At 63.5% G+C, this 20,358-nt stretch carries 26 protein-coding genes; 10 read left to right on the forward strand and 16 right to left on the reverse strand.

Annotated features, from left to right (window positions below; genetic code table 11):
- Positions 1-9: 9 nt before the first annotated feature.
- The gene (gene mnmA / locus ACJRPG_RS18120) at positions 10-1,125 is read left to right on the forward strand and encodes a tRNA 2-thiouridine(34) synthase MnmA (protein WP_408001499.1); all 1,116 of its coding nucleotides are present in this window, start codon (positions 10-12) and stop codon (positions 1,123-1,125) included.
- Here the strand turns inward: mnmA and ACJRPG_RS18125 are convergent.
- The 8 genes from ACJRPG_RS18125 to ACJRPG_RS18160 form a co-directional block, all read right to left on the reverse strand.
- Positions 1,105-1,527, reverse strand: a complete 423-nt coding sequence (locus tag ACJRPG_RS18125; RefSeq protein WP_408001500.1) for an ANTAR domain-containing protein — start codon at positions 1,525-1,527, stop codon at positions 1,105-1,107. The two genes, mnmA and ACJRPG_RS18125, sit on opposite strands and share 21 nt — an antisense overlap.
- A 12-nt stretch (positions 1,528-1,539) precedes the next feature.
- Positions 1,540-2,319, reverse strand: a complete 780-nt coding sequence (locus tag ACJRPG_RS18130) for a 5'-3' exonuclease (protein WP_408001501.1) — start codon at positions 2,317-2,319, stop codon at positions 1,540-1,542.
- 103 nt (positions 2,320-2,422) lie between these two features.
- The gene (locus ACJRPG_RS18135; RefSeq protein WP_408001502.1) at positions 2,423-3,094 is read right to left on the reverse strand and encodes a glutathione S-transferase; all 672 of its coding nucleotides are present in this window, start codon (positions 3,092-3,094) and stop codon (positions 2,423-2,425) included.
- Positions 3,095-3,136: 42 nt separating this feature from the next.
- Positions 3,137-3,604 (reverse strand): carboxymuconolactone decarboxylase family protein, encoded by a 468-nt coding sequence (locus ACJRPG_RS18140; protein ID WP_408001503.1) that lies wholly within the window; start codon positions 3,602-3,604, stop codon positions 3,137-3,139.
- A gap of 87 nt (positions 3,605-3,691) precedes the next feature.
- Positions 3,692-4,558: an RNA polymerase sigma-70 factor gene (locus ACJRPG_RS18145; protein ID WP_408001504.1), complete on the reverse strand. Its 867-nt coding sequence runs from the start codon at positions 4,556-4,558 to the stop codon at positions 3,692-3,694.
- A gap of 65 nt (positions 4,559-4,623) precedes the next feature.
- Entirely contained in the window at positions 4,624-4,884 is a 261-nt protein-coding gene (locus ACJRPG_RS18150) for a DUF6587 family protein (protein ID WP_408001505.1), read from the reverse strand.
- Positions 4,885-4,886: 2 nt separating this feature from the next.
- Positions 4,887-6,776, reverse strand: coding sequence for a ferrous iron transporter B (gene feoB, locus ACJRPG_RS18155; RefSeq protein WP_408001506.1), 1,890 nt, complete (start codon positions 6,774-6,776; stop codon positions 4,887-4,889).
- Positions 6,777-6,779: 3 nt separating this feature from the next.
- Entirely contained in the window at positions 6,780-7,055 is a 276-nt protein-coding gene (locus tag ACJRPG_RS18160; RefSeq protein WP_408001507.1) for a FeoA family protein, read from the reverse strand.
- Between the two features lie 172 nt (positions 7,056-7,227).
- Here ACJRPG_RS18160 and ACJRPG_RS18165 point away from each other — a divergent pair, with 172 nt between their 5' ends.
- Together ACJRPG_RS18165 and ACJRPG_RS18170 are read left to right on the forward strand one after the other, a co-directional pair.
- A complete protein-coding gene (locus tag ACJRPG_RS18165) occupies positions 7,228-7,437 on the forward strand; it encodes a (2Fe-2S)-binding protein (protein WP_408001508.1) in 210 nt (69 codons plus the stop codon).
- Positions 7,438-7,445: 8 nt separating this feature from the next.
- Positions 7,446-8,135, forward strand: coding sequence for an energy transducer TonB (locus tag ACJRPG_RS18170; RefSeq protein WP_408001509.1), 690 nt, complete (start codon positions 7,446-7,448; stop codon positions 8,133-8,135).
- Between the two features lie 203 nt (positions 8,136-8,338).
- Here ACJRPG_RS18170 and ACJRPG_RS18175 read toward each other — a convergent pair whose 3' ends face one another.
- From ACJRPG_RS18175 to ACJRPG_RS18190, 4 genes are all read right to left on the reverse strand, one after another.
- Positions 8,339-8,560 (reverse strand): hypothetical protein, encoded by a 222-nt coding sequence (locus ACJRPG_RS18175; protein WP_408001510.1) that lies wholly within the window; start codon positions 8,558-8,560, stop codon positions 8,339-8,341.
- Positions 8,561-8,626: 66 nt separating this feature from the next.
- Positions 8,627-9,016, reverse strand: a complete 390-nt coding sequence (locus tag ACJRPG_RS18180; RefSeq protein WP_408001511.1) for a cupin — start codon at positions 9,014-9,016, stop codon at positions 8,627-8,629.
- Positions 9,017-9,028: 12 nt separating this feature from the next.
- Complete coding sequence (locus tag ACJRPG_RS18185; protein ID WP_408001512.1) at positions 9,029-9,436, reverse strand: SRPBCC family protein; 408 nt, start codon at positions 9,434-9,436, stop codon at positions 9,029-9,031.
- A gap of 40 nt (positions 9,437-9,476) precedes the next feature.
- Positions 9,477-10,157, reverse strand: coding sequence for a Fe2+-dependent dioxygenase (locus tag ACJRPG_RS18190; protein WP_408001513.1), 681 nt, complete (start codon positions 10,155-10,157; stop codon positions 9,477-9,479).
- Between the two features lie 156 nt (positions 10,158-10,313).
- Between ACJRPG_RS18190 and bfr the strand changes: the two genes are divergently transcribed.
- Positions 10,314-10,790: a bacterioferritin gene (bfr, locus tag ACJRPG_RS18195; protein ID WP_408001514.1), complete on the forward strand. Its 477-nt coding sequence runs from the start codon at positions 10,314-10,316 to the stop codon at positions 10,788-10,790.
- 7 nt (positions 10,791-10,797) lie between these two features.
- Here the strand turns inward: bfr and ACJRPG_RS18200 are convergent, their stop codons facing one another.
- The 3 genes from ACJRPG_RS18200 to ACJRPG_RS18210 form a co-directional block, all read right to left on the reverse strand.
- A complete protein-coding gene (locus tag ACJRPG_RS18200) occupies positions 10,798-11,724 on the reverse strand; it encodes a carbohydrate kinase family protein (protein WP_408001515.1) in 927 nt (308 codons plus the stop codon).
- A gap of 63 nt (positions 11,725-11,787) precedes the next feature.
- Entirely contained in the window at positions 11,788-13,332 is a 1,545-nt protein-coding gene (locus tag ACJRPG_RS18205) for a methyl-accepting chemotaxis protein (protein WP_408001516.1), read from the reverse strand.
- 70 nt (positions 13,333-13,402) lie between these two features.
- Complete coding sequence (locus ACJRPG_RS18210) at positions 13,403-14,014, reverse strand: glutathione S-transferase family protein (protein ID WP_408001517.1); 612 nt, start codon at positions 14,012-14,014, stop codon at positions 13,403-13,405.
- Between the two features lie 127 nt (positions 14,015-14,141).
- On the opposite strand from ACJRPG_RS18210, the gene purB reads away from it, so the two are divergent.
- The 5 genes from purB (at position 14,142) to ACJRPG_RS18235 (ending at position 18,681) form a co-directional block, all read left to right on the forward strand.
- Positions 14,142-15,515 carry an adenylosuccinate lyase gene (gene purB, locus ACJRPG_RS18215; RefSeq protein WP_408001518.1) on the forward strand — a complete coding sequence of 458 codons (1,374 nt, stop codon included), beginning with the start codon at positions 14,142-14,144 and terminating at the stop codon, positions 15,513-15,515.
- A gap of 197 nt (positions 15,516-15,712) precedes the next feature.
- Positions 15,713-16,237 (forward strand): cytochrome b, encoded by a 525-nt coding sequence (locus tag ACJRPG_RS18220; protein ID WP_408001519.1) that lies wholly within the window; start codon positions 15,713-15,715, stop codon positions 16,235-16,237.
- A 24-nt stretch (positions 16,238-16,261) separates the two neighbouring features.
- Positions 16,262-16,804: a YceI family protein gene (locus ACJRPG_RS18225; protein WP_408001520.1), complete on the forward strand. Its 543-nt coding sequence runs from the start codon at positions 16,262-16,264 to the stop codon at positions 16,802-16,804.
- Between the two features lie 26 nt (positions 16,805-16,830).
- Positions 16,831-17,397 (forward strand): YceI family protein, encoded by a 567-nt coding sequence (locus ACJRPG_RS18230; RefSeq protein ID WP_408001521.1) that lies wholly within the window; start codon positions 16,831-16,833, stop codon positions 17,395-17,397.
- Positions 17,398-17,466: 69 nt separating this feature from the next.
- A complete protein-coding gene (locus ACJRPG_RS18235; protein ID WP_408001522.1) occupies positions 17,467-18,681 on the forward strand; it encodes a hypothetical protein in 1,215 nt (404 codons plus the stop codon).
- 15 nt (positions 18,682-18,696) lie between these two features.
- Here ACJRPG_RS18235 and ACJRPG_RS18240 read toward each other — a convergent pair whose 3' ends face one another.
- Positions 18,697-19,827, reverse strand: coding sequence for a hypothetical protein (locus tag ACJRPG_RS18240; protein ID WP_408001523.1), 1,131 nt, complete (start codon positions 19,825-19,827; stop codon positions 18,697-18,699).
- 235 nt (positions 19,828-20,062) lie between these two features.
- Here ACJRPG_RS18240 and ACJRPG_RS18245 point away from each other — a divergent pair, with 235 nt between their 5' ends.
- Positions 20,063-20,332: a GlsB/YeaQ/YmgE family stress response membrane protein gene (locus tag ACJRPG_RS18245; RefSeq protein WP_408001524.1), complete on the forward strand. Its 270-nt coding sequence runs from the start codon at positions 20,063-20,065 to the stop codon at positions 20,330-20,332.
- Positions 20,333-20,358 lie beyond the last annotated feature (26 nt).

The raw sequence follows: 20,358 nt of genomic DNA on the forward strand, positions 1-20,358 counted from the left end.
AATACTGCAATGAGCAAGAAAAAAGTCGTGATCGGCATGTCCGGGGGCGTGGACTCCTCGGTCGCGGCGTGGATGCTGAAGGAACAGGGTTATGAAGTCATCGGCCTGTTCATGAAGAACTGGGAAGACGACGACGATTCCGAATACTGCTCCACGCGCCAGGACTGGATCGACGCGGCCAGCGTGGCCGACGTGATCGGCGTGGACATCGAAGCCGTCAACTTCGCCGCCGAATACAAGGACCGCGTGTTCGCGGAATTCCTGCGCGAGTACCAGGCCGGCCGCACGCCGAATCCGGATGTGCTGTGCAATGCCGAAATCAAGTTCAAGGCCTTTCTCGACCACGCCATGCACCTGGGCGCGGACCTGATCGCCACAGGCCACTATGCGCGCGTGCGCCAGAACACGGACAGCGGCCGCTTCGAGCTGCTGAAAGCCTTCGACCATACCAAGGACCAGAGCTACTTCCTGCACCGCCTGAACCAGGCGCAGTTGTCGAAGACCCTGTTCCCGCTGGGCGAAATCCCGAAAACCGAAGTGCGCAAGATCGCCGAGAAACTGGGCCTGCCGAATGCGGCCAAGAAGGATTCCACCGGCATCTGCTTTATCGGCGAGCGGCCGTTCCGCGACTTTTTGAACCGCTACCTCTCTTATAAACCGGGTCCGATGAAGACGCCGGACGGCAAGGTGGTGGGCGAGCATGTGGGCCTGAGCTTCTACACGCTGGGCCAGCGCAAGGGCATCGGCATCGGCGGCGTGAAGACCTACCAGAACGCGGACGGCAGCAGCGACGCCTGGTATGTGGCGCGCAAGGACATCGCCAACAATACGCTGTGGGTGGTGCAGGGGCATGACCACCCCTGGCTGCTGTCGCAGACGCTGGAAGCCGACCAGGCCAGCTGGATTGCCGGCGTGGCGCCGGAAGCGGGCCGCATCGCCGCGAAGACGCGCTACCGCCAGTCGGACGTGGCCTGCGATGTGGCGCCGCGCGAAAACGGCAATTTCGCCTTGAGTTTCGTGGATGCCCAGTGGGCAGTCACGCCGGGCCAGTCGGCCGTGCTGTACGACGGCGACGTGTGCCTCGGCGGCGGGATTATCGACAGCTCAAGCTTCGTCGCCGCCTGATTCCCCGGCGGCGGCGGCCTGGGCTTTTTGCTGGCGCCGCACCATCGTAATCACGGTATTGCGGATTGTCTTCAGCACCGTGCCGGCATTGAAGGGCTTCACGATAAGGCCGTTGATGCCCAGGGCGTGCGCCCATTGCACGGTGGCGGTATCGAACTCGCTGGACACCATGAACATCATCGCCTTGGGATAATCGGCGCGCATGGCTTTGGCGCCTTCCTCATCCGCCTCCGCCACATCGCGCGAAATGCAGATGATCTGCGGCTGATGCTTGATCAGCAGGACGGTGGCGGAAGGACAGGTATGGGCCTGGCCGGCCACCTCGTAGCCGCCATCCGTCAGCACCGTCTGCAGCAGGCCGCGCGCAACGGCGCTGCTATCGATAATCACTGCCTTTAACATCTTCTCTGAGCCCTATTCGGCGCGGTGCCAGGCCAGCATATTCCAGCTCACCCCGACCCGCACATCTGTTTTTAACTGAACCAGCTGACGAGAAAGATACAGCATCTCGCGCTCTTTTCGTAGTGTTTCGCCCAGCTTGTCCTTCAGGATGCCCGCGCCCTCCATGATGCCGTCCAGCGTGCCATAGGTGCGCAGCAGCCTGGCGGCGGTCTTCGCGCCGACCTTGGAGACGCCGGGAATGGAGTCGGTGGCATCGCCCATCAGCGCCAGCAGGTCGGGCAGCTGGTCCGGCGGCACGCCCCATTTGCTCTCGACCCAGGCATGGTCATGCCATTCGCTCTTGAAGTGGTCCCAGACCAGGGCGCCGTGCGCGATCAGGCAATGCAGGTCCTTGTCGGTGCTGGCCACGACGGCTTCGCCGCGGCCCTCGTTCAGCCAGCGCATGACGACGGTGCCGATCACGTCATCGGCCTCCACTTCGGGCAGGGACACGGGCTTGAGGCCGAGTTTTTCCAGCGTCTGGTAAAAGCCCGGCAAGGCGGCGCGCAGCGGGGCCGGCATGGGATCGCGCGCCTCGCGGTAGCCCTGGTAGAGGGAGTGGCGCCAGGTCGTGCCGCCGAAATCGAAGGCAGGCAGCACGTGGCTGGGATCGTGGTCGTTGACGAGGGTGCGGAAGGAAGACAGGGCATGGCGCAGCGCGATATCAGCCTTCAGATCCGAATCCGGCTCCGGGCTGGCCTCATACACGCGCCGCACGATATTCAGGCCATCGATGGCAAGCAGTCTCCCCATCCCGCCATTCTACCGCAGAGCAACTGACACCCTGGGGTCAGGCACCACCTGTCAGGTTCACAGACGCAACATGACAGCGGTGCCTGACCCCATGGTGTCATGCTTAGCGGAGGAGCTCGTAGGGGCCGCCGCGTTCGAGGGCGCGCTGGTAGGCGGGGCGGGCGTGGATGCGGGCGAGGAAGGCTGTCAGCTTTGGATAGCCGCTGCCCAGGCCGCCACGGGCGGCGGCGGCTTCGAGGGGGAAGCTCATCTGGATGTCGGCGGCGCTGAATTCTGCGCCGGCGAACCAGTCGCGCCGGCCCAGCTCGGATTCGAGGAATGCCAGGTGCTGGTCGATCTGCGGCTGGATGTAGCTGCCTTTGACCTTCCTTGCGATGCCGCGCGCGATGGGTTTCACGAAGAACGGCGCCGGGCTGCTTTCTATCCGGTCGAATACGAGCTTCATCAGCAGCGGCGCCATCATCGAGCCTTCCGCGTAGTGCAGGAAGTAAGTCCAGCGCAGCTTGTCCTGCGTGCCGGCGGCGGGCTTCAGGCGGCCATCGCCGTATTTTTCGACCAGGTATTCGATTATGGCGCCGGATTCCGCCAGCACAGCATCGCCATCCACCACCACGGGGGACTTGCCTAGCCGGTGCACCTGCTTCAGCTCCGGCGGCGCCAGCATGGTCTTGGGGTTGCGCTCGTAGCGCACGATCTCGTATTCAAGCCCCAGTTCTTCCAGCAGCCAGAGCACGCGCTGCGAACGGGAGTTGTTCAGGTGGTGGACGGTGATCATGCGCTTCCTTTCTCGACGGAGAAAGGAAGCTTAGCAGTTTGCTTAGAAGCCTGGCGGCGGATTCTCGGGAATCTGGTTGCGCAGGCTGAGGTTAATCGCGTTCCAGCCGCGGATCACGGCCACGTTGTAGCAAAGTTCGGCGATTTCGGTCTCGTTGAAGAAGTCCTTCACCTTGGCATAGGCGGCGTCGGTGTGGTCCTGGCCCGGCAGCGCGTTCACGGCTTCGGCCCATTCCAGGGCGGCGCGCTCACGTTCGGTGAAGAACGGCGATTCACGCCAGCCGGCGATGGAGTTCAGGTGGCGCGCATCCGCGCCCTGCTTGATCAGGTCGCGCCAGTGCATGTCGATGCACACGCCGCAGCCGTTGATCTGCGATACGCGCAGGTTGACCAGTTCCACCAGGCGGATGCCCAGCGAGCTTTTCTTCACGCTTTGCGACAGGTCGATCATCGCGCGCAGGTTGGCGGGCGCCAGCTGGAAGAAGGAAGGGAGACGTGCAGTATGGGTCATGATAAGCCTCTCGGGTTGCGAGGACGCCCTGTGCGCCCTCTTCATACCCATAAGACGGGAGGCTTCTTCAGTTTGTGACAGCTTCGCTCAAATATTTTGCGGGATGCCAGCCAGCTTGTCCGGATTGCGCACGATGTAGACCGCCACGATCTTGCCGTCGTCCATAATGAAGGACTGGGCGGATTCGATTTTGCCGTCCACATAGCGCAGCAGCCCCGGTTCGCCGTTGATGGAGGCCATGCGGTAGGAAACCTGCCCCGGGAATTTGTGTTCGAGCGACCAGAAGACGCCTGCCACGCGTCCTGCCCCGTGCAGCGTATGCATGAAGGCCGTGGCCTTGCCGCCGCCATCGGCCACCAGCTGGGCATTCGCGGACAGCAGCTCCTTCATGGCTGTGCGGTCCGCCGCCTGCGCCGCTGCCATGAATTTGCCCAGCAGCTCGCGGTGCGCGTCCTTCGGCACCTCAAAGCGCGGGGTTTCCTGCTGCACGCGCGCCTGGGCGCGGCTCACCATCTGGCGGCAGCTGGCTTCAGACTTGCCCAGCATGCCCGCGATATCGCCGTAGTCCTGATCGAAGACCTGGCGCAGCAGGAAGGCGGCGCGCTCCTCGGGCGCCAGACGCTCCAGCACCCACATCACGGCTACCGAGACATCGCTGGCCAGTTCCGCTGCCGTCTCCGGCGTGCGCTCGTCCAGTTCCACGATGGGTTCCGGCAGCCACCAGCCGATATAGGCTTCGCGCTCCACCTTGCGCGTGCGCAGGCGGTCGATGGCGAGACGGGTGGTGATCGTCACCAGCCAGGCCTCGGCCGACTGCACGGCGCCCTGGTCGGACTCGTTCCAGCGCAGCCATGCATCCTGCACCACGTCCTCGGCATCGGCGCGGATGCCCAGCATGCGGTAGGCGATATTGAAGAGGCGCGGGCGCAGCCGCGTAAACAGCTCAGTGCTCATGGTTGTCCATTGTAGGGTCAATGGACACCAGACGCACCAGCCTCCGGTTTTGTGACAGCCGGCGTCTATTTTTTGTGGATTTTGATGACTTTGCGGCCGTCTTCCGGCGGCGGCAGCGGCGCATCGCTCTCGCAGGAGCCGCAGGAACCGCAGCCGTCGCCACAGCTGGACTGGGTCTTGAAGATTCTGGCCAGCCGGTCCTGGTTCAGGCCCCGTTTGGTGAGGAAGAACACAATGCGCTGGCGCCATGCGGCAGGCAGATACTTCGTGCAGGCGTGCAGCGCGGCCAGGGCCACGATCACGCCGACGACGATCTCCTGCCACATGCTCAGCTCCCCAGCATCAGGGCGATGCGGTAGGTGAGGAAGGAGGCCGTGTAGGCCAGTGCGAACATATAAGCCGCCATCAGCAGCGGATAGCGCAGGCTGTTGGTTTCGCGGCGCACCACCGACAGGGTGGACAGGCACTGCGGCGCAAACACATACCAGGCCAGCAGCGACAGCGCCGTGGCCATGGACCAGGTCTGGGCGATGACCGGCGCGAGCGAGGTTGCCAGCTCATCGCCGGTCTGGGACAGCGCGTACACGGTGCCCAGCGCGCCAACCGCCACTTCACGCGCCGCCATGCCCGGCACCAGCGCGATGCAGATCTGCCAGCCGAAGCCGATCGGCGCGAACACCACTTCCAGCGCGCGGCCCAGCATGCCCGCAATGCTGTAATAGATGGGCGGATGGATGGCGCCTTCCGGCGCGCCGGGGAAGCTGCTCAATGCCCACAGCAGCACCATCAGCGTGAGAATGATGGTGCCCACGCGGCTCAAGAAGATCTTGGCGCGCTCCCACAGGCCGAGGCCCAGGTTGCGCATATGCGGCCAGTGATAGCTCGGCAGCTCCAGCATCAGCGGCTGGTTGCGCTTGGCGCCCATGGTGCGCTTCATGAAATAAGCCACGCCCATGGCAGAGATAATGCCGGCGAAGTAGAGGCAGAACAGCACCAGGCCCTGCAGGCTCACGCCGCCCCACACATCGCGTTCGGGAATGAAGGCGGCAATCACCAGCGCATACACCGGCAGGCGCGCGGAGCAGGTCATCAGCGGCGCGATCATGATGGTGACGAGGCGGTCGCGCGGATTCTGGATGGTGCGCGCCGCCATCACGCCCGGAATGGCGCAGGCGAAGCTGGACAGCAGCGGAATAAAGGCGCGTCCGGACAGGCCCACCCCGCCCATCAGGCGGTCCAGCAGGAAGGCCGCGCGCGGCAGATAGCCGCAGTCTTCCAGCACCAAGATAAAGAAGAACAGGATCAGGATCTGCGGCAGGAACACCAGCACGCTGCCCACGCCGCCCAGGATGCCTTCGACGATCAGGCTGCGCAGCACGCCCTCCGCCATATGGGTTTTCACCAGTTCACCGATGCTTTCCACGCCGGCGGTAATCATGTCCATCGGCGTTTCGGCCCAGCTGAACACGGCCTGGAAGATCAGGAACATCAGCACGGCGAGAATCAGCGGCCCGGCCACCGGGTGCAGCACCACGTTGTCGATCTTCTCGGTGAGATTGCCCGTATCGTGGAAATCATTGGAGACGATGGACAGGATGCGGCGTACTTCGCGCTGGGTGTCTTCAACCGACACGGTGTCGATGGCAGCCAGCGGACGCGCCGCCGTTTCATGCAATGGCCACATCTGGTCCAGCGCACGCAGCAGCGATTTTTCGCCGCCGCTCTGCACCGCCACGGTTTCCACCACCGTCATGCCCAGTTCCTGGGCCAGCTTGTCGGCGTTGATCTCGATGCCGCGCTTCTTGGCAACATCGACCATGTTCAGGCACAGGATCATGGGCAGGCCGAGGCGCTTGATTTCCAGGACCAGGCGCAGGTTCAGGCGCAGGTTGGTAGCGTCGACGACGCACACCACCACTTCCGGCGCGGCTTCCCCGGCACGCAGGCCGGCTACCACGTCGCGCGTGATTTCCTCGTCCGGCGTATGGGCGGACAGGCTGTAGGCGCCCGGCAGGTCCAGCACGCGGTACTGGTTGCCGGCCGGGGACGTGAACTGCCCTTCCTTGCGCTCAATGGTCACGCCCGCGTAGTTGGCGACCTTCTGGCGCGCGCCGGTGAGACGGTTAAACAGGGCGGTCTTGCCGCAATTGGGATTGCCCAGCAGGGCGACCATCGGCATCTGCACCACGGCAGGCGCGGCCTTCTCAACTACATCCATTACTTATTGTTCCGGTTGAATGGCGATCAGCGCGGCTTCAAAGCGGCGCAGCGCGAAGGTGGCGTTGCCGACCTTGATGGCAAGCGGCTCGCCGCCCGGCATGCCGCGTTTCAGCATGCGGATGCGCTCGCCGGGTACGAAGCCCAGTTCCATCAGGCGGCGGGCCAGGTCGGCGCCGTCCTCGGTATCCGCCGGATTGCCGGGCGCCACGTGCACCACGGTGCCGCTTTTTCCGGCCGCCAGGGCGTCCAGATTGATCAGGGTAGGGGCAAGTGTCATGGCGGGTCCGATGGATTCTTTGGGGAAAGTCAACGTACTCATTATATGGTGAATGCGAATGGTTTGTATTTGCATGAACCGCTTGCATTGTACGCTCTCTTGCGGCAGAATAGGAAACGTAATGATAATGATTCTCATTAAGTTACATGCAATAGTGGCTGAAAGGTAAGCAATGATTGTCTGTGTCTGCAATAACATCTCTGACCGCGAAATCCGCCAGGCTGTGGATATGGGCTTGAGCACCATGGCTGAACTGCGCCGCGACCTCGGCGTGGCGACCTGCTGCGGCAAATGCGCGCCCTGCGCCAAGGAAGTGCTGACCGAGCACCTGGCCGTGCAGGTCAATGAGACCGTCCTGAAACGTCCCGTCTTCACCGAATAAAACCTGTTATGAGTACGATGACCGTCCCTTCCGGCGACGCCGGCGCCTTCCTGTCTGAACTCTGGCAAGAAAAGCGCGGCCCGATCGGCAAGTTGGCGGTCATCTTTGGCATTCATGCTGCGCTGTTCTACGGGCTGCAAAGCTCGATGGTGCGCGAGGTGGTCAAGCAGCTGCCGCAAGTCGTGAATGTGAGCTTCGTGGCGCCGCCCGAGCAGCCGCCTGCCCCGCCGAAGATGGTGGAAGTGGCGCCGAAGCCCCCTGTTGTGATTACCCCGATTATTCCGATGCTGCCGGTGCAGATCGAAAATACGATCACGGTGCAGCATGAGCCGCAGCCGCCGAAGCAGGCTGAAGCCGCCCCTGCGGCCATCACGCCGCCTGCCCCGCCGGCGCCTGCCGTAAAGGCCGCGCCACCCGGTCCGCGCATTGTGTCCGCCGTTGAATATATCCGTCCGCCGCAGCCGGTGTACCCGTCGATTTCGCGCCGCATGGGCGAGAGCGGTGTGGTGACGCTGCGTGTGCTGATCAGCGAGAAGGGCCTGCCGGAGCAGGCCGTTATCCAGAAATCTTCGGGATCGTCGAACCTCGACGAAGCGGGCCGCCAGGCGGCCATGCGTACGCTGTTCAAACCGTATGTGGAAGATGGCAAGCCGATCCCGGTCTATGTGCTGGTGCCGATCAACTTCCAGCTGTCCTGATCAGAATTTATGAGCTCTTAGGCCCGCCTGTCTCCTCAGCGCGGGCTGTTTTTTTTCCGCGCTCAGCGGACGTTGGCGGCGGCAACGTCAGTTTTGATAATCGCAACATCGTTTTCGAGCCGCGTTATCCGCTGCTCAATGCCATCTCTTCCGGCCGGCTCGGGGCTAGTGTTCGATGACATAACTCCTCCTCGGCAGGCGTCTCAGCGGACGTGGGTCGCTATGTAATAGGTAGCACCGACCAGCGCGGCGTTGAAGCCGCATACGAAAGTGACGAGGCGCCAGGTCTGGCTGTGCATGGCCTTGTAAAGGTCTTCCTTCGTCACGTAATTGGATCGGATGACGGCAACGTCCTCTTCCAGCTTTCTCAGCCGGAGTTCGATGAAGCCCGGCTCCGCAGCAGGCTGGGTGTTCGAGTGTTCCATATGACCTCCACGGGCGGTGTGGATCTGTCAGTGTACCCCTTATCCCGCCACGGCCTATGCGGCAAATCAGTCGTGCGCGATGTCGCGGTGCTGGGTGCCTTCGCCGCGGGTGATGTGCAGCATACGGCTGGGCGCCAGCACTTTCGCGGTGTGCCAGACTCCGCGTGGAATCACGACCGCGCCGGCGCCGTTCAGGGCGATGCGCTGGACGCCGTCCGGCTGCTCCAGCAGCAGTTCCAGCGCGCCCGACAGCAGGTAGACGAACTCGTCGCCGTGCGGATGCATCTCCCAGTTCGGCCAGTCTTCCGTGAACGTGAACTCGGACACCAGCCAGCCCTGCGCAACGCGCTCGAACTCGGATTCGGGAAGACTCCAGAACGCATCGCCGCCGGGCATCTTGGTGGCGGCGCCGTTCTCCGCGAGGTGGACGTAGGTGTCCTGTGGATTCAGCGGCATGGCGCCCTCCGGTCAGCGAAGATTCTCGACGTGGTGCGCGAACTTGTCCAGGATGGCTTGCCAGCCGTCGCGCTGCTGCTCGATGGAGTGCGTGTCTTCCGCGTCGAAGGTTTCGCGCACCGTTACGCCGCCGGGAATCTCGATGAATTCGACCTGAAGGCTGCGGCCGCCGAAGGCGCATTCAATCAGCTTGTGCGGAACGATCTTCGTGTAGGTGCCCGCGAAATCGAAACCCATGCTGCCGTCCTTCGCTTCCATGCGCGAGGAGAAGGCGCCGCCTTCGCGCAGGTCCACCGAGGAGCTCACGGTATGCCAGTCATCCGACGCGGCGTTCCACTGCTTGATGTCTTCGGGCGAGGTCCAGGCACGCCACACCTCGGCCACCGGGGCGCGGACTGTCGTTTCGATGCTGATCTTCATTGGCAGCTCCAAATGAGAAGGAGTGCCAATGCTACCGCATTTACATCTCGGCCCACATGCGCAGCAGGTTGTGATAGTGGCCCGCGAGGCCGACGGTGGCCTCGTTGTCGCCATGCTGGCCGCGCAGCTTCTGGATGTTCTGGTCAAGATCGAACAGCATCGAGCGCTTCCAGTCGTCGCGCACCATGCTCTGGGTCCAGAGGAAGGAGGCGATGCGCTCCCCTTTGGTGACGGGGTTCACGCGATGGATGCTGCTGGAAGGGTAGACAATCGCGTCGCCGGCCGGCAGCTTCACTTCGTGCGAACCATAGGAGTCCATCACCGTCAGCTCGCCGCCTTCGTATTCCTCGGGATCGCTGAGGAATACCGTGGTGGAGACGTCGGCGCGCAAGGTCTGGCTGCCGTCGTTGCGGGCGCGGATGGCGCCGTCGATATGCAGGCCGTAATGCTCGCCGCCAGTATAGCTGTTGAAGTACGGCGGCAGGATGCGCAGCGGCAGCGCGCCGGAAAAGAACAGCGGATTCGCGGTCAGCGCACGCACGATGATGTTGCCCAGCTCGACGCACAGCGGCGAGCCTTCCGCCAGCTGGCGGTTGCGCTTGACGGCCGCGCCCTGCGGCCCCACGCTCGCTCGCCCGTCGATCCATTCCGCTGCGGCCAGCTGCTGGCGGAACTGCCGGACCTGCTCGGGCGTGAGGACGCCGGGAACGTGGAGCATCATGATGGGAACTTTCGTGGATAAAAAACAGGTTCTAAATGATAATGGTTTTCATTTACGTTAGCAATCCTGATTGCTCCCTCTGCCTTGCGCGCCCTTACGCCGGCCTTGCTAACGTGGCAAAATGCTCGCATTCACCACCTTATAGAAAGCACTCCCATGAAGGGCGATAAAGACGTCATCCGTCTGCTGAATGCACAGCTGACCAATGAACTGACGGCCATCAACCAGTATTTCCTGCATGCGCGCATGTACCGCCACTGGGGCTTCGAGAAGATCGCGAAGAAGGAATACGAGGAATCGATCGGCGAGATGAAGCACGCCGACAAGCTGATCGACCGCATCCTGATGCTGGACGGCCTGCCGAATCTGCAGGCGCTGCACAAGATCATGATCGGCGAATCGACCCAGGAGATGCTGGAGTGCGACCTGAAGCTGGAGCGCGCCGCCCACATCACCATCAAGGAGGGCATTGCGCAGTCGGAGAAAGTGGGCGATTACGTGTCGCGCGACCTGCTGCTGACCATCCTGGAAGACACCGAAGAACATATCGACTGGCTGGAAACCCAGCTCGACCTGATCGGTAAGATCGGCATCCAGAACTACCTGCAAAGCCAGATGGCCGACGCAGAGTAAGTCCGCTTCAGCGCGCCCAGCTTTCGAGCCAGGGCGCGTACTCCGCCGGCTGCGGTACGGCGCCCGCCACACCGCAGCTTGCCGCCGCAAAGGCATTCGCCCGCACCAGCGTCTGTTCGATGCTCCAGCCGCGCATCCGTCCCAGCAGGAATACGGACACAAAGGCATCCCCCGCTCCCACCGTATCGGCGAATTGCGCCGGAGGTTTCACCTCATGGTTGGACACGCGAACGCCGTCCGCGCTGTACCAGGTGGCGCCGCGCTCGCCCAGCGTGACGATCAGGCCCGACAGGGAAAAATTGTGCATCAGGGCGCGGCATTCCGTCTCCACGGCCACGCAATCCATATCCCCCGTCTCGGGACAGGTGTGGCAGTACCAGCCGAACAGCACCTGCAGCTCGTCTTCGTTGACCTTGAGGATATCCGCCTGCTGCAATGAGTCGAAGACGATGGCTTCGTCCACCTGCCCTTCGCGCAGGTTGAGGTCGAGGAAGCGCGTGGCCTGGGTGGCGGCCAGCAGGGTGTGCAGGGTGGCGCGGCTTTCCTCGCCGCGCTGGGCCAGGGTGCCGAACACGATGATGTCCGGCTGCGCCGACTGCAGCGCCGCCAATGCGGGGCCGGCGGCGATATGGTCATATGCCTGGTCCGGCAGGATGGTGAAGCGGTGCGATCCATCGTCCTGCATCGCCACAGCAACCCGGCCGGTAGGATGGGCGCTGTCGCGCTGCAGGCCGGCCAGTCCCATGCCGAAGCGTTCGAAATCGGCCTGGATCAGGGCGCCGTTCGCGTCGCTGCCCACGCGCGTGACCATGGTGGTGCGCACGCCGAGGGCGGACAGGTTGCGCGCCACATTGAAGGGGGCGCCGCCCACCACCTGATGGCTTCCGAAGTCATCCACCAGCGCCTCGCCAAAGACCAGTACCGCATGTTCCATGACCGTCCCATCCCCTTAGCCGCGATGGGATACAGTGTAACCGAAGCCCGCCCGGCCGGAGCGTCAGGCAAGGCGGAAGAGGCTCACGGCGCGGCCCAGGGCGCCGGTCTGTTCGCGCATGCTTTCGGCGGCGGCCGCCGTCTGGCTGACGAGCGCGGCGTTCTGCTGGGTCATATCGTCCACTTCCCCCAGGCTGCGGTGCACCTGCTCGATGCCGGCCGCCTGCTGCCGGCTGGCGGCGGCAATGCCGTCCATGATGCCCGCCACCTGCGTCACCGAAGCGATCAGCTCATGCATGGTGCGGCCTGCGTTGTCCACCATTTCGGTGCCGTGGCCGATGCGCTCCACCGAGCTGTCGATCAGCTGCTTGATCTCGCGCGCCGCCACGCCGCTGCGCTGCGCCAGGTTGCGCACTTCGCCCGCCACCACGGCAAAGCCACGCCCCTGCTCCCCTGCCCTGGCGGCTTCGACCGCAGCGTTCAGGGCCAGGATATTGGTCTGGAAAGCGATCTGGTCGATCACGCTGATAATCTCCACGATCTTGCGCGAACTGTCGCGAATCGCGCCCATGGTGCTCACCGCATCGCTGAAGGCCTGGCCGCTGCGCGAGGCCACGCCGGCGGCGTCGTTGACGAGGCGGTTGGCCTGCTCGGCGCTGCCCGCGGTCTGGCGCACGGTGGCGGTAAGCTCGTTCATCATGGCCGAGGCGCTGCGCAGTGAGGCGGACTGTTCCACGCTGCGGGCGGCGAGATCGGCATTGCCGTCGGCAATCTCGTCCGAAGCGGCAGCGAGATTCTCCGTGCTGGCATGCACTTGCGTGATGGCCTTGACCAGGCTGCCGTTCATATCGGCCAGGGCTGACAGCAGCTGGCCCGTTTCGTCTCGGCTGCGGGCGGCAATGTGGGCCCTGAGGTCGCCTTGGGCAACGCGGCGCGCCAGCGCCACGGCCGCGTCCAGCGGCGCCGTGATGGAGCGCGTAATCAGCAGCGCGGCCAGCATGCCGATGACCACCGCAAACAGGCCGAGGCCGATGGCGAGGGCGCGCGATTGCACGATGTTCTGCTTGATATCGCTGCCGTTGGCTTCCATATCGCGCTTTTGCGTCGCGACGATCTCGGCCACGATGCGCAGCACCCGGTCCAGCGCGGGTTCCACCTCGCTGTTCATGGTGGCCACGGCGCGCTGCTGTTCGCCCTCCTCCACCAGGTCGGCGGCGCCCGTATAGGCTTTCTGGAAGCCGGTGTAGGCGGCGGTGAGGCGGGCCAGCGCATCGCGTTCCGCGGGCGTGGCGGCCAGCCGGTCCAGCACCTTCATCAACTCCGCGATGCGGCGCTGATTGGCGTCGATCGCCTTGTATTGGGCCACGCGCACCTCGCGCTCCTCATTGATGAATAGCGCCAGGGTGCGGCCACGGTTCTGCTGGGTGAGCGCTTCGATCTCCTGGGCGGCGGAAGCGCCCAGCCAGTTCTTGTCCACGATGATGGCGTTCTTGCGCTCGATCGCCATCAGCCGCGAGGCTCCCGTCACGGCCAGCACGGCCATGATGACGATCAGCATGCCGAAGCCCAGCGCCAGCCTGCGGCTGATCTTGAGATTGCGGAGTCCCATGGCTCACCTTTCCCGTTGGAAATTATTGATGAGCCTTTGTCGGCGAAGCCCGCCGAATCCTTACAGGATTTTAATTTTGCGGCAGGGTGTCGCGGAAGGACGGCCGTTCGGCCAGCTTGTCGAACAGCTTGCCGAGGTTGGGATGGGCGCTGCGCCAGTCGATCTCCGGGAAGCGGAAAGCGAACCAGCCCAGGGCGCAGCCCACCGCCACATCGGCCAGCGAATAGTGGTTGCCCGCGCACCAGGGAGAATCGCCGAGGCGGTCCGAGATGGAGGCCATGCCGCGCTGCACCTTGCCCATCTGGCGGGCAATCTGGTCCTCGCTCTGCAGTTCGGGCGGACGCTGGGTGCGCTCCAGGCGCATGGCCACGCCGGCGTCGATCACGCCATCGGCCAGGGCCTCCCAGTTCTTGATGTCCACGCGCTCGCGGCCGTTCGGCGGCAGCAGCTTGCAGACCGGCGTGAGGGTATCGAGGTATTCCACGATCACGCGCGAGTCATACATCACATAGCCATCCTCCAGCACCAGGCAAGGCACCTTGCCAAGCGGGTTCAACTGATGAATCGTGGTTTCCGGCACCCATACATTTTCCAGCTCAATCGCATAGTCGAGCTTTTTTTCCGCCAGCACCACGCGCACCTTGCGCACGTAGGGACTGGCGAGCGAACCAATAAGTTTCATAGACGAGATGAGTGAAAGATTGGGCCCCAGTATACCATTCGGGCCGTTGCCGCAGGCGCAGCGCTGGCAAGGCTGGGCGCCGCGCAGGATGGTAAAATCGTCTTTTTTCCTGCCTCTCCTCCCCGCCATGACTACTCCATATTCGACCTTGTCGGCCCTGTCCCCGCTGGACGGCCGTTATGCCTCCAAAACCGACAAGCTGCGCCCCATCCTGTCCGAAGCCGGCTTCATGCACCACCGCGTGAAAGTCGAAATCGCCTGGCTGCAGGCCCTGTCGCTGGCCGGTTTCGCCGAGATCAAGCCTTTTTCCGCTGCCGGCACCGCGCTGCTGGACAAGCTGGCCGCCGATTTCACCGAAGCCGACGCTGCCCGCATCAAGGAAATCGAAGCCGTCACCAACCATGACGTGAAGGCCGTGGAGTACTGGCTCAAGGAGAAAGTGAAGGACGTGCCGGAGCTGGTGGCCGCCTCCGAGTTCATCCACTTCGCCTGCACCTCGGAAGACATCAACAACACCTCGCACGGCATGATGCTGAAAGCGGCGCGTGACGGCGTGATGGTGCCTGCGCTGCAGGGCCTGGTGGCCAAGCTGAAGGACATAGCGCATGCGAACGCCGAATTGCCGATGCTGTCGCGAACCCACGGCCAGACCGCCAGCCCGACCACGCTGGGCAAGGAATTCGCGAACGTGATCGCCCGCCTGCAGCGCGCCATCGAGCGCATCAGCAAGGTGGAAATCCTGGGCAAGATGAACGGCGCGGTCGGCAACTACAATGCCCACCTGTCGGCCTACCCGTCCTTCGACTGGCCTGCGTTCTCCAAGAAGGTGATTGAAGAACGCCTGGGCCTGGTATTCAATCCGTACACGATCCAGATCGAGCCGCACGACTACATGGCCGAGCTGTTCGACGCCTTCGCGCGCGCCAACACCATCCTGCTGGACCTGAACCGCGACATCTGGACCTATGTGTCGCTGGGCTACTTCAAGCAGAAGCTGAAGGCCGGCGAAATCGGCTCCTCCACCATGCCGCACAAGGTGAACCCGATCGATTTCGAGAACTCGGAAGGCAACCTGGGCCTGGCGAATGCGGTGCTGAAGCACCTGTCGGAGAAGCTGCCGGTGTCGCGCATGCAGCGCGACCTCACGGACTCCACCGTGCTGCGCAATATCGGCGTCGGCCTCGGCTACGCCCTGCTGGCCTACGACAGCTGCCTGCGCGGCCTGAACAAGCTGGAAGTGAACCCGGCCCGCCTGGAAGCCGACCTCGACGCGAACTGGGAAGTGCTGGCCGAGCCGGTGCAAACGGTGATGCGCCGCTACGGCATCGAAAATCCCTACGAGCAGCTGAAAGAACTGACGCGCGGCAAAGGCATCTCGAAGGAAGCCCTGCGCGACTTCATCACCGGGCTGGCGATCCCGCAGGATGCCAAGGACCTGCTGCTGGCGATGACCCCCTCCAACTACACCGGCATCGCCGCCCAGCTCGCAAAAGCCATCTGACACCCTGGGGTCAGGCACCCAGGTGTCACCCCCTGTTTACATGAGCCCGTGTCCACCTTGGTGCCTGACCCCAAGGTGGACACGGGCTCATGTGTTATGCGGGGATGGAAAAGTTGGGGTAGAGTCGGCGTTCTGCGCAGTTTGCGTTTCTTTGGTATATTTAGTCCTAACACGTACTATTTTCCTGAAAGAAGCCGATGCAACGCTATACGAAGACCGCCATGCTGCTGCACTGGCTAAGCGCCGGGCTGATCGTTGCCGCCTTTTCCATGGGCCTGGTGATGGTCGATATTCCCGGTATTACGCCGACCAAACTCAAGTATTACTCCTGGCATAAGTGGATGGGCGTGACCGTGCTCGCGCTGGCGGCTGTCCGCCTGCTGTGGCGCAAGGCCAATACGCCGCCTCCGCATCCGCCCGGCATGCCTGCCTGGCAGGTGAAGGCGGCCGACGCTACGCATGTGCTGCTGTATGTGCTGATCTTCGCGGTGCCCCTTTCAGGTTATCTGTACACAACTGCGGCCAATGTGCCTGTGGTGTATCTCGGCCTGTTCCAGATTCCCGCCCTGTTCGAGGGCTCGCCGGAACTGAAGGCGCTGTTCAAGCCCGTGCATTACTGGCTGAACATGCTGCTGCTCGCCGCCGTGCTGGCGCACGTGGGCGCTGCCCTGAAACATCACTTCATTGACCGCGACGACGTGCTGAAACGCATGTTGCCCTGATCCTTTCCCTATGGAGCTCCAACAATGAAGAAAACCCTGCTGCTCGGCCTGCTTGGCCTGTCGCTCGCTGCCAGCGCCGCTGTCCTGAAAACCGATCCGGCCAAGACCACCGTGTCCGCCGTGTTCAAGCAGATGAATGTGCCGGTCGAGGCGAAGTTCAAAAAGTACAATATCGTGATCGACTATAACGCTGCGGCGCCCGACACCTCGAAGGCCACTGTGGAAATCGAGACCGCGAGCCTCGACGTGGGCGACGCGGAAATGAACAAGGAAGTGGCGAAGAAGGAGTGGTTCAACTCCGCCCAGTTCCCGAAAGCGAGCTTCGTCTCGAGCGCGATCAAGAGCGCGGGCGCAGGCAAGCTGACCGTCACCGGCAAGCTGACCATCAAGGGCAGGGCTGCCGATGTGAGCTTCCCCATCACCGTAAAAACCGAAGGCGGCAAGCAGGTCTTCGACGGCGCGCTGCCGATCAAGCGCCTGGCGTTCGGCGTCGGTGACGGCGAATGGAAAGACACCAGCATGGTGGCTGACGAAGTAACCATCAAGTTCCACGTAGTAGGCCAATAACACTTCCTTTTTTGACTGGAGACCGTATGAAACTGAAGCTGATGATCGCTGTGCTGGCTGCCGCTGCTGCAAGCTCCGCTTTTGCAACGACTTACAACATCGACCCTAACCACACCTATCCAAGCTTTGAAGCGGACCACAAGGGCCTGTCCCTGTGGCGCGGTAAATTCAACAAGACCAGCGGCACCATCGAGCTGGATCGCGCGAAGAAGACCGGCAGCATGGAAGTGACCATCGATGCAACCTCCATCGATTTCGGCCACGAGAAGATGAACGCGCACGCGAATTCGCCGGATATCTTCGACACCGCGAAATATCCAACCGCCGTCTACAAGGGCAAGTCCTTCAAATTCCAGGGCGATACCCCGGTTGCCGTGGAAGGCGAACTGACGCTGCACGGTGTTACCAAGCCGCTGGCGCTGAAGATCAACAAGTTCAAATGCGTGATGAACGAGCAGCTGAAACGCGAAGTCTGCGGCGCCGACGCCACTGCTGAATTCAAGCGCACCGACTTCGGCATCAACTTCGGCACCCCGGCGTTTGCGCCGGAAGTCACGCTGCGCATCCAGGTGGAAGCGATCGCCGCGCAGTAAGCCCGCCCGGCCAGAAGCCCCTGCCCGCAGCCGCGCGCAGGGGCTTTTTCATGTGTATGATGCATGCCCATGTACAGACTCTTACTACTCGCCGCCCTGCTTCCCGCTGCCGCCGGCGCCGCCGAATGGCGCGGCCTGGTGGATGTGCGCGCCGGGTATTCGAATGCCGGGCGCAGCTGGCTGGAAGCGGGTATGGACAAGGGCCGCTATGACCGTGGTTCCGACCGCATCGGCATCGGCCAGGCCGTGCTGCGCGGCGACTTCGACCTGCCCGCATCGCTCACTGCTTCGGTGGCGCTCAGCGCGGACGACCGGCATCACGGCGTGGTGGATGTGCGCGAAGCCTGGCTGGCATGGAATCCGCTGCCGTCCGGCGCATGGAAAATCAAAACCAAGCTCGGCGCCTTCTTCCCCCAGACCAGCGTGGAAATCGATTATGACGATATCGCGTGGACGCCGGTGCGCACCATCTCATCGTCCGCCATCAACAGCTGGATCGGCGAGGAACTGCGCGCCAAGGGCCTCGAGGTGCAGCTGCTCAGGAGCGGCAAGTTCGAAGGCTCGCCGCACGATTTCGGCCTTACCGCTGCGCTCTACCGCGGCAACGATCCCACCGGCACGCTGCTCGCCTGGCGCGGCTGGACCATCAGCGACCGCATCGCAGGCCTGAACGAATCCGTGCGGCTGCCGGACCTGCCGGTGTACCGCAGCGATGGCGATATTCCGCGCCAGACCCGCAATATCCATCCTTTCCGCGAACTGGATGGGCGCCTCGGCTACTACGCGGGCGCGCAATACCGTTACGGCACGCGCCTTGAGCTGGCGGCGCTGCATTACGATAACCGCGCCGATCCGCTGGTGGTGGTGGATGGCCAGTACGGCTGGCGCACGCGCTTCGACCATGTGAGCGCCGTGCTGCGCCCGACCGGCCAATGGGAACTGATGATGCAGGCGATGCGCGGCGATACGCTGATGGGCAAGAACGGCGTGGCGCTCGATTTCCGCGCCTGGTATGCGCTGGCGGCGCACCCGGTCGGCAAGGGCAAGCTGGCCGTCCGCTACGACCGCTTCAGCACCACCGGCCACGACGCGCTGCCGCAGGATCCGAACGATGAGCGCGGCCATGGCATCGCGCTGGCCTACAGCATGCCGCTGCAGGCGTCGCTGGAGCTGGTGGCGGAACTGCTGCGCATCCGCAGCGAACGCGGGGCGCGCAGCCAGATGGGCCAGGCGCCCCTGCAGGATGAGCACAGCGCCACGGTGGCGCTGCGCTGGCACTTCTGATTCTACTTCTGACGATTATTTGCCGTCGCGGTCGGAATCGCCGGGGATGGCGCGTTCCACCTTGTCCCACGCAGCGCGGGTAGCGCTCTTGGCCTGTTCCCAGCTCAGGCGCGACTGGCCCTTCACGCTTTCCCAGTCGTTGCGCAGGTTGTTTTCGCTTTCATCCCAGGTGCCTGCATAACGGCCGCGGCTCGTGTAGCCCAGCGAGTAGGCTGGATCGTAGTCGTCGTAGGTGTAGGCCGGGTTGTAGTAGGACTCGTTGCGGTAGTTGTCCTGCCAGTAGACTTTTTCGTCCGCCGGATTCACCAGGCCGCCCACGCCCTTGCCGGCCATGCCGCCGGCCAGTGCGCCGATCGCGCCGCCTGCCGCCATGCCCACAGGGCCTGCTGCCGCACCCAGCGCCATGCCGGCCATCGCGCCGCCGCCTGCGCCCACGCCGGTTGCCATGTGGTGGTCGCTCAGGTCATCGCCCGCTTTCGGGTTCACGACTTCGGCCGCGCCCTTGCCGGCAAGGCCGCCGGCGATGCCGCCCACCACCGCGCCTGCCGCCATGCCGACCGGACCGCCCGGGATACCCGCCGCGGCGCCAGCAGCCGCACCGCCTGCAGCACCAAGGCCGGTGCCGATCACGTGCTGGCCTGCGCTGTCTTTCCAGCTCTGTTCGATGTGCGCGGTGTCTTCATCCGATCGGGTGTTCACGCCCATCACGATGCCGCCGTTTTTCAGGCCTTCTTCATAGTGCTTCACGCGCTCTTCCGGAATGCCTGCGCCGACCAGTGCGCCCAGCAGGCCGCCCGTCAGGCCGCCTGCGCCCGCGCCGGCCAGTGCGGCAGCCAGTGGACCGGCCACCACCACGCCCAGGCCTGGCAGCACCAGCGTGGTGCCGACGGCAGCAACGGCAGCCAGTGCTGCGCCCACAGCGCCGCCCACGCCCGCGCCGATGCCTGCGCCTTCCGCGGCTTTACTGCCGAGCTCGGTTTCGGTGTCACCGCTGAATTGGGTTTTGCGGGTATCGTCCGACATCATCACGTTGATGTCATCCTTCCCGTAGCCACGTGCCGTGGCATGCTGGTAGGCGCGTTCGGCGCTCGCGCGATCAGTGAACAGGCCGGTGACCAGGCGGGAATTCTTGTCGTATTGATTCATGGTATTTCCTTTCGCGTTGTCGGGTTACGAGAGAGAGCAACCAGCACACGATAGGCTGCGCACCGCGCCACATCTGTACGTTCCCGCACGCTGAGCCGGCAAGCGGATTGCCTGTCCGCATGTCGCGCCAAAGGTTCGCTGGCGCACCGACCACGCGCTCCACGCTGCCTACACTTTTCTCCACGGCAGGGCATTCGTCCCGGTCATTTCGTCAACGATAAAGAGGGGAATGAACATGAACTTTATTATCTGGATCGTCATCGGCGGCATCATCGGCTGGCTCGCCAGCCTCGTTATGAAAACCGACGCACAGCAAGGTCTTTTCCTGAATGTCGTCGTGGGTATCGTCGGCGCCCTGCTGGGTGGCTGGCTGCTGTCGCCGCTGTTCGGCACCGGAACCATCAACTCGGATGACTTCAGCGTAATGTCGCTGGTGGTCTCCTTCCTCGGCGCCGTGATCCTGCTGGCGATCGTGAACCTGGTATTCCGCGGCCGCGCGCGATAAGCACGCCTCGCACCTTACAAAAGCCA

The organism is Pseudoduganella rhizocola (genome assembly GCF_045984285.3).
Classification (GTDB): Bacteria; Pseudomonadota; Gammaproteobacteria; order Burkholderiales; family Burkholderiaceae_D; genus Rugamonas.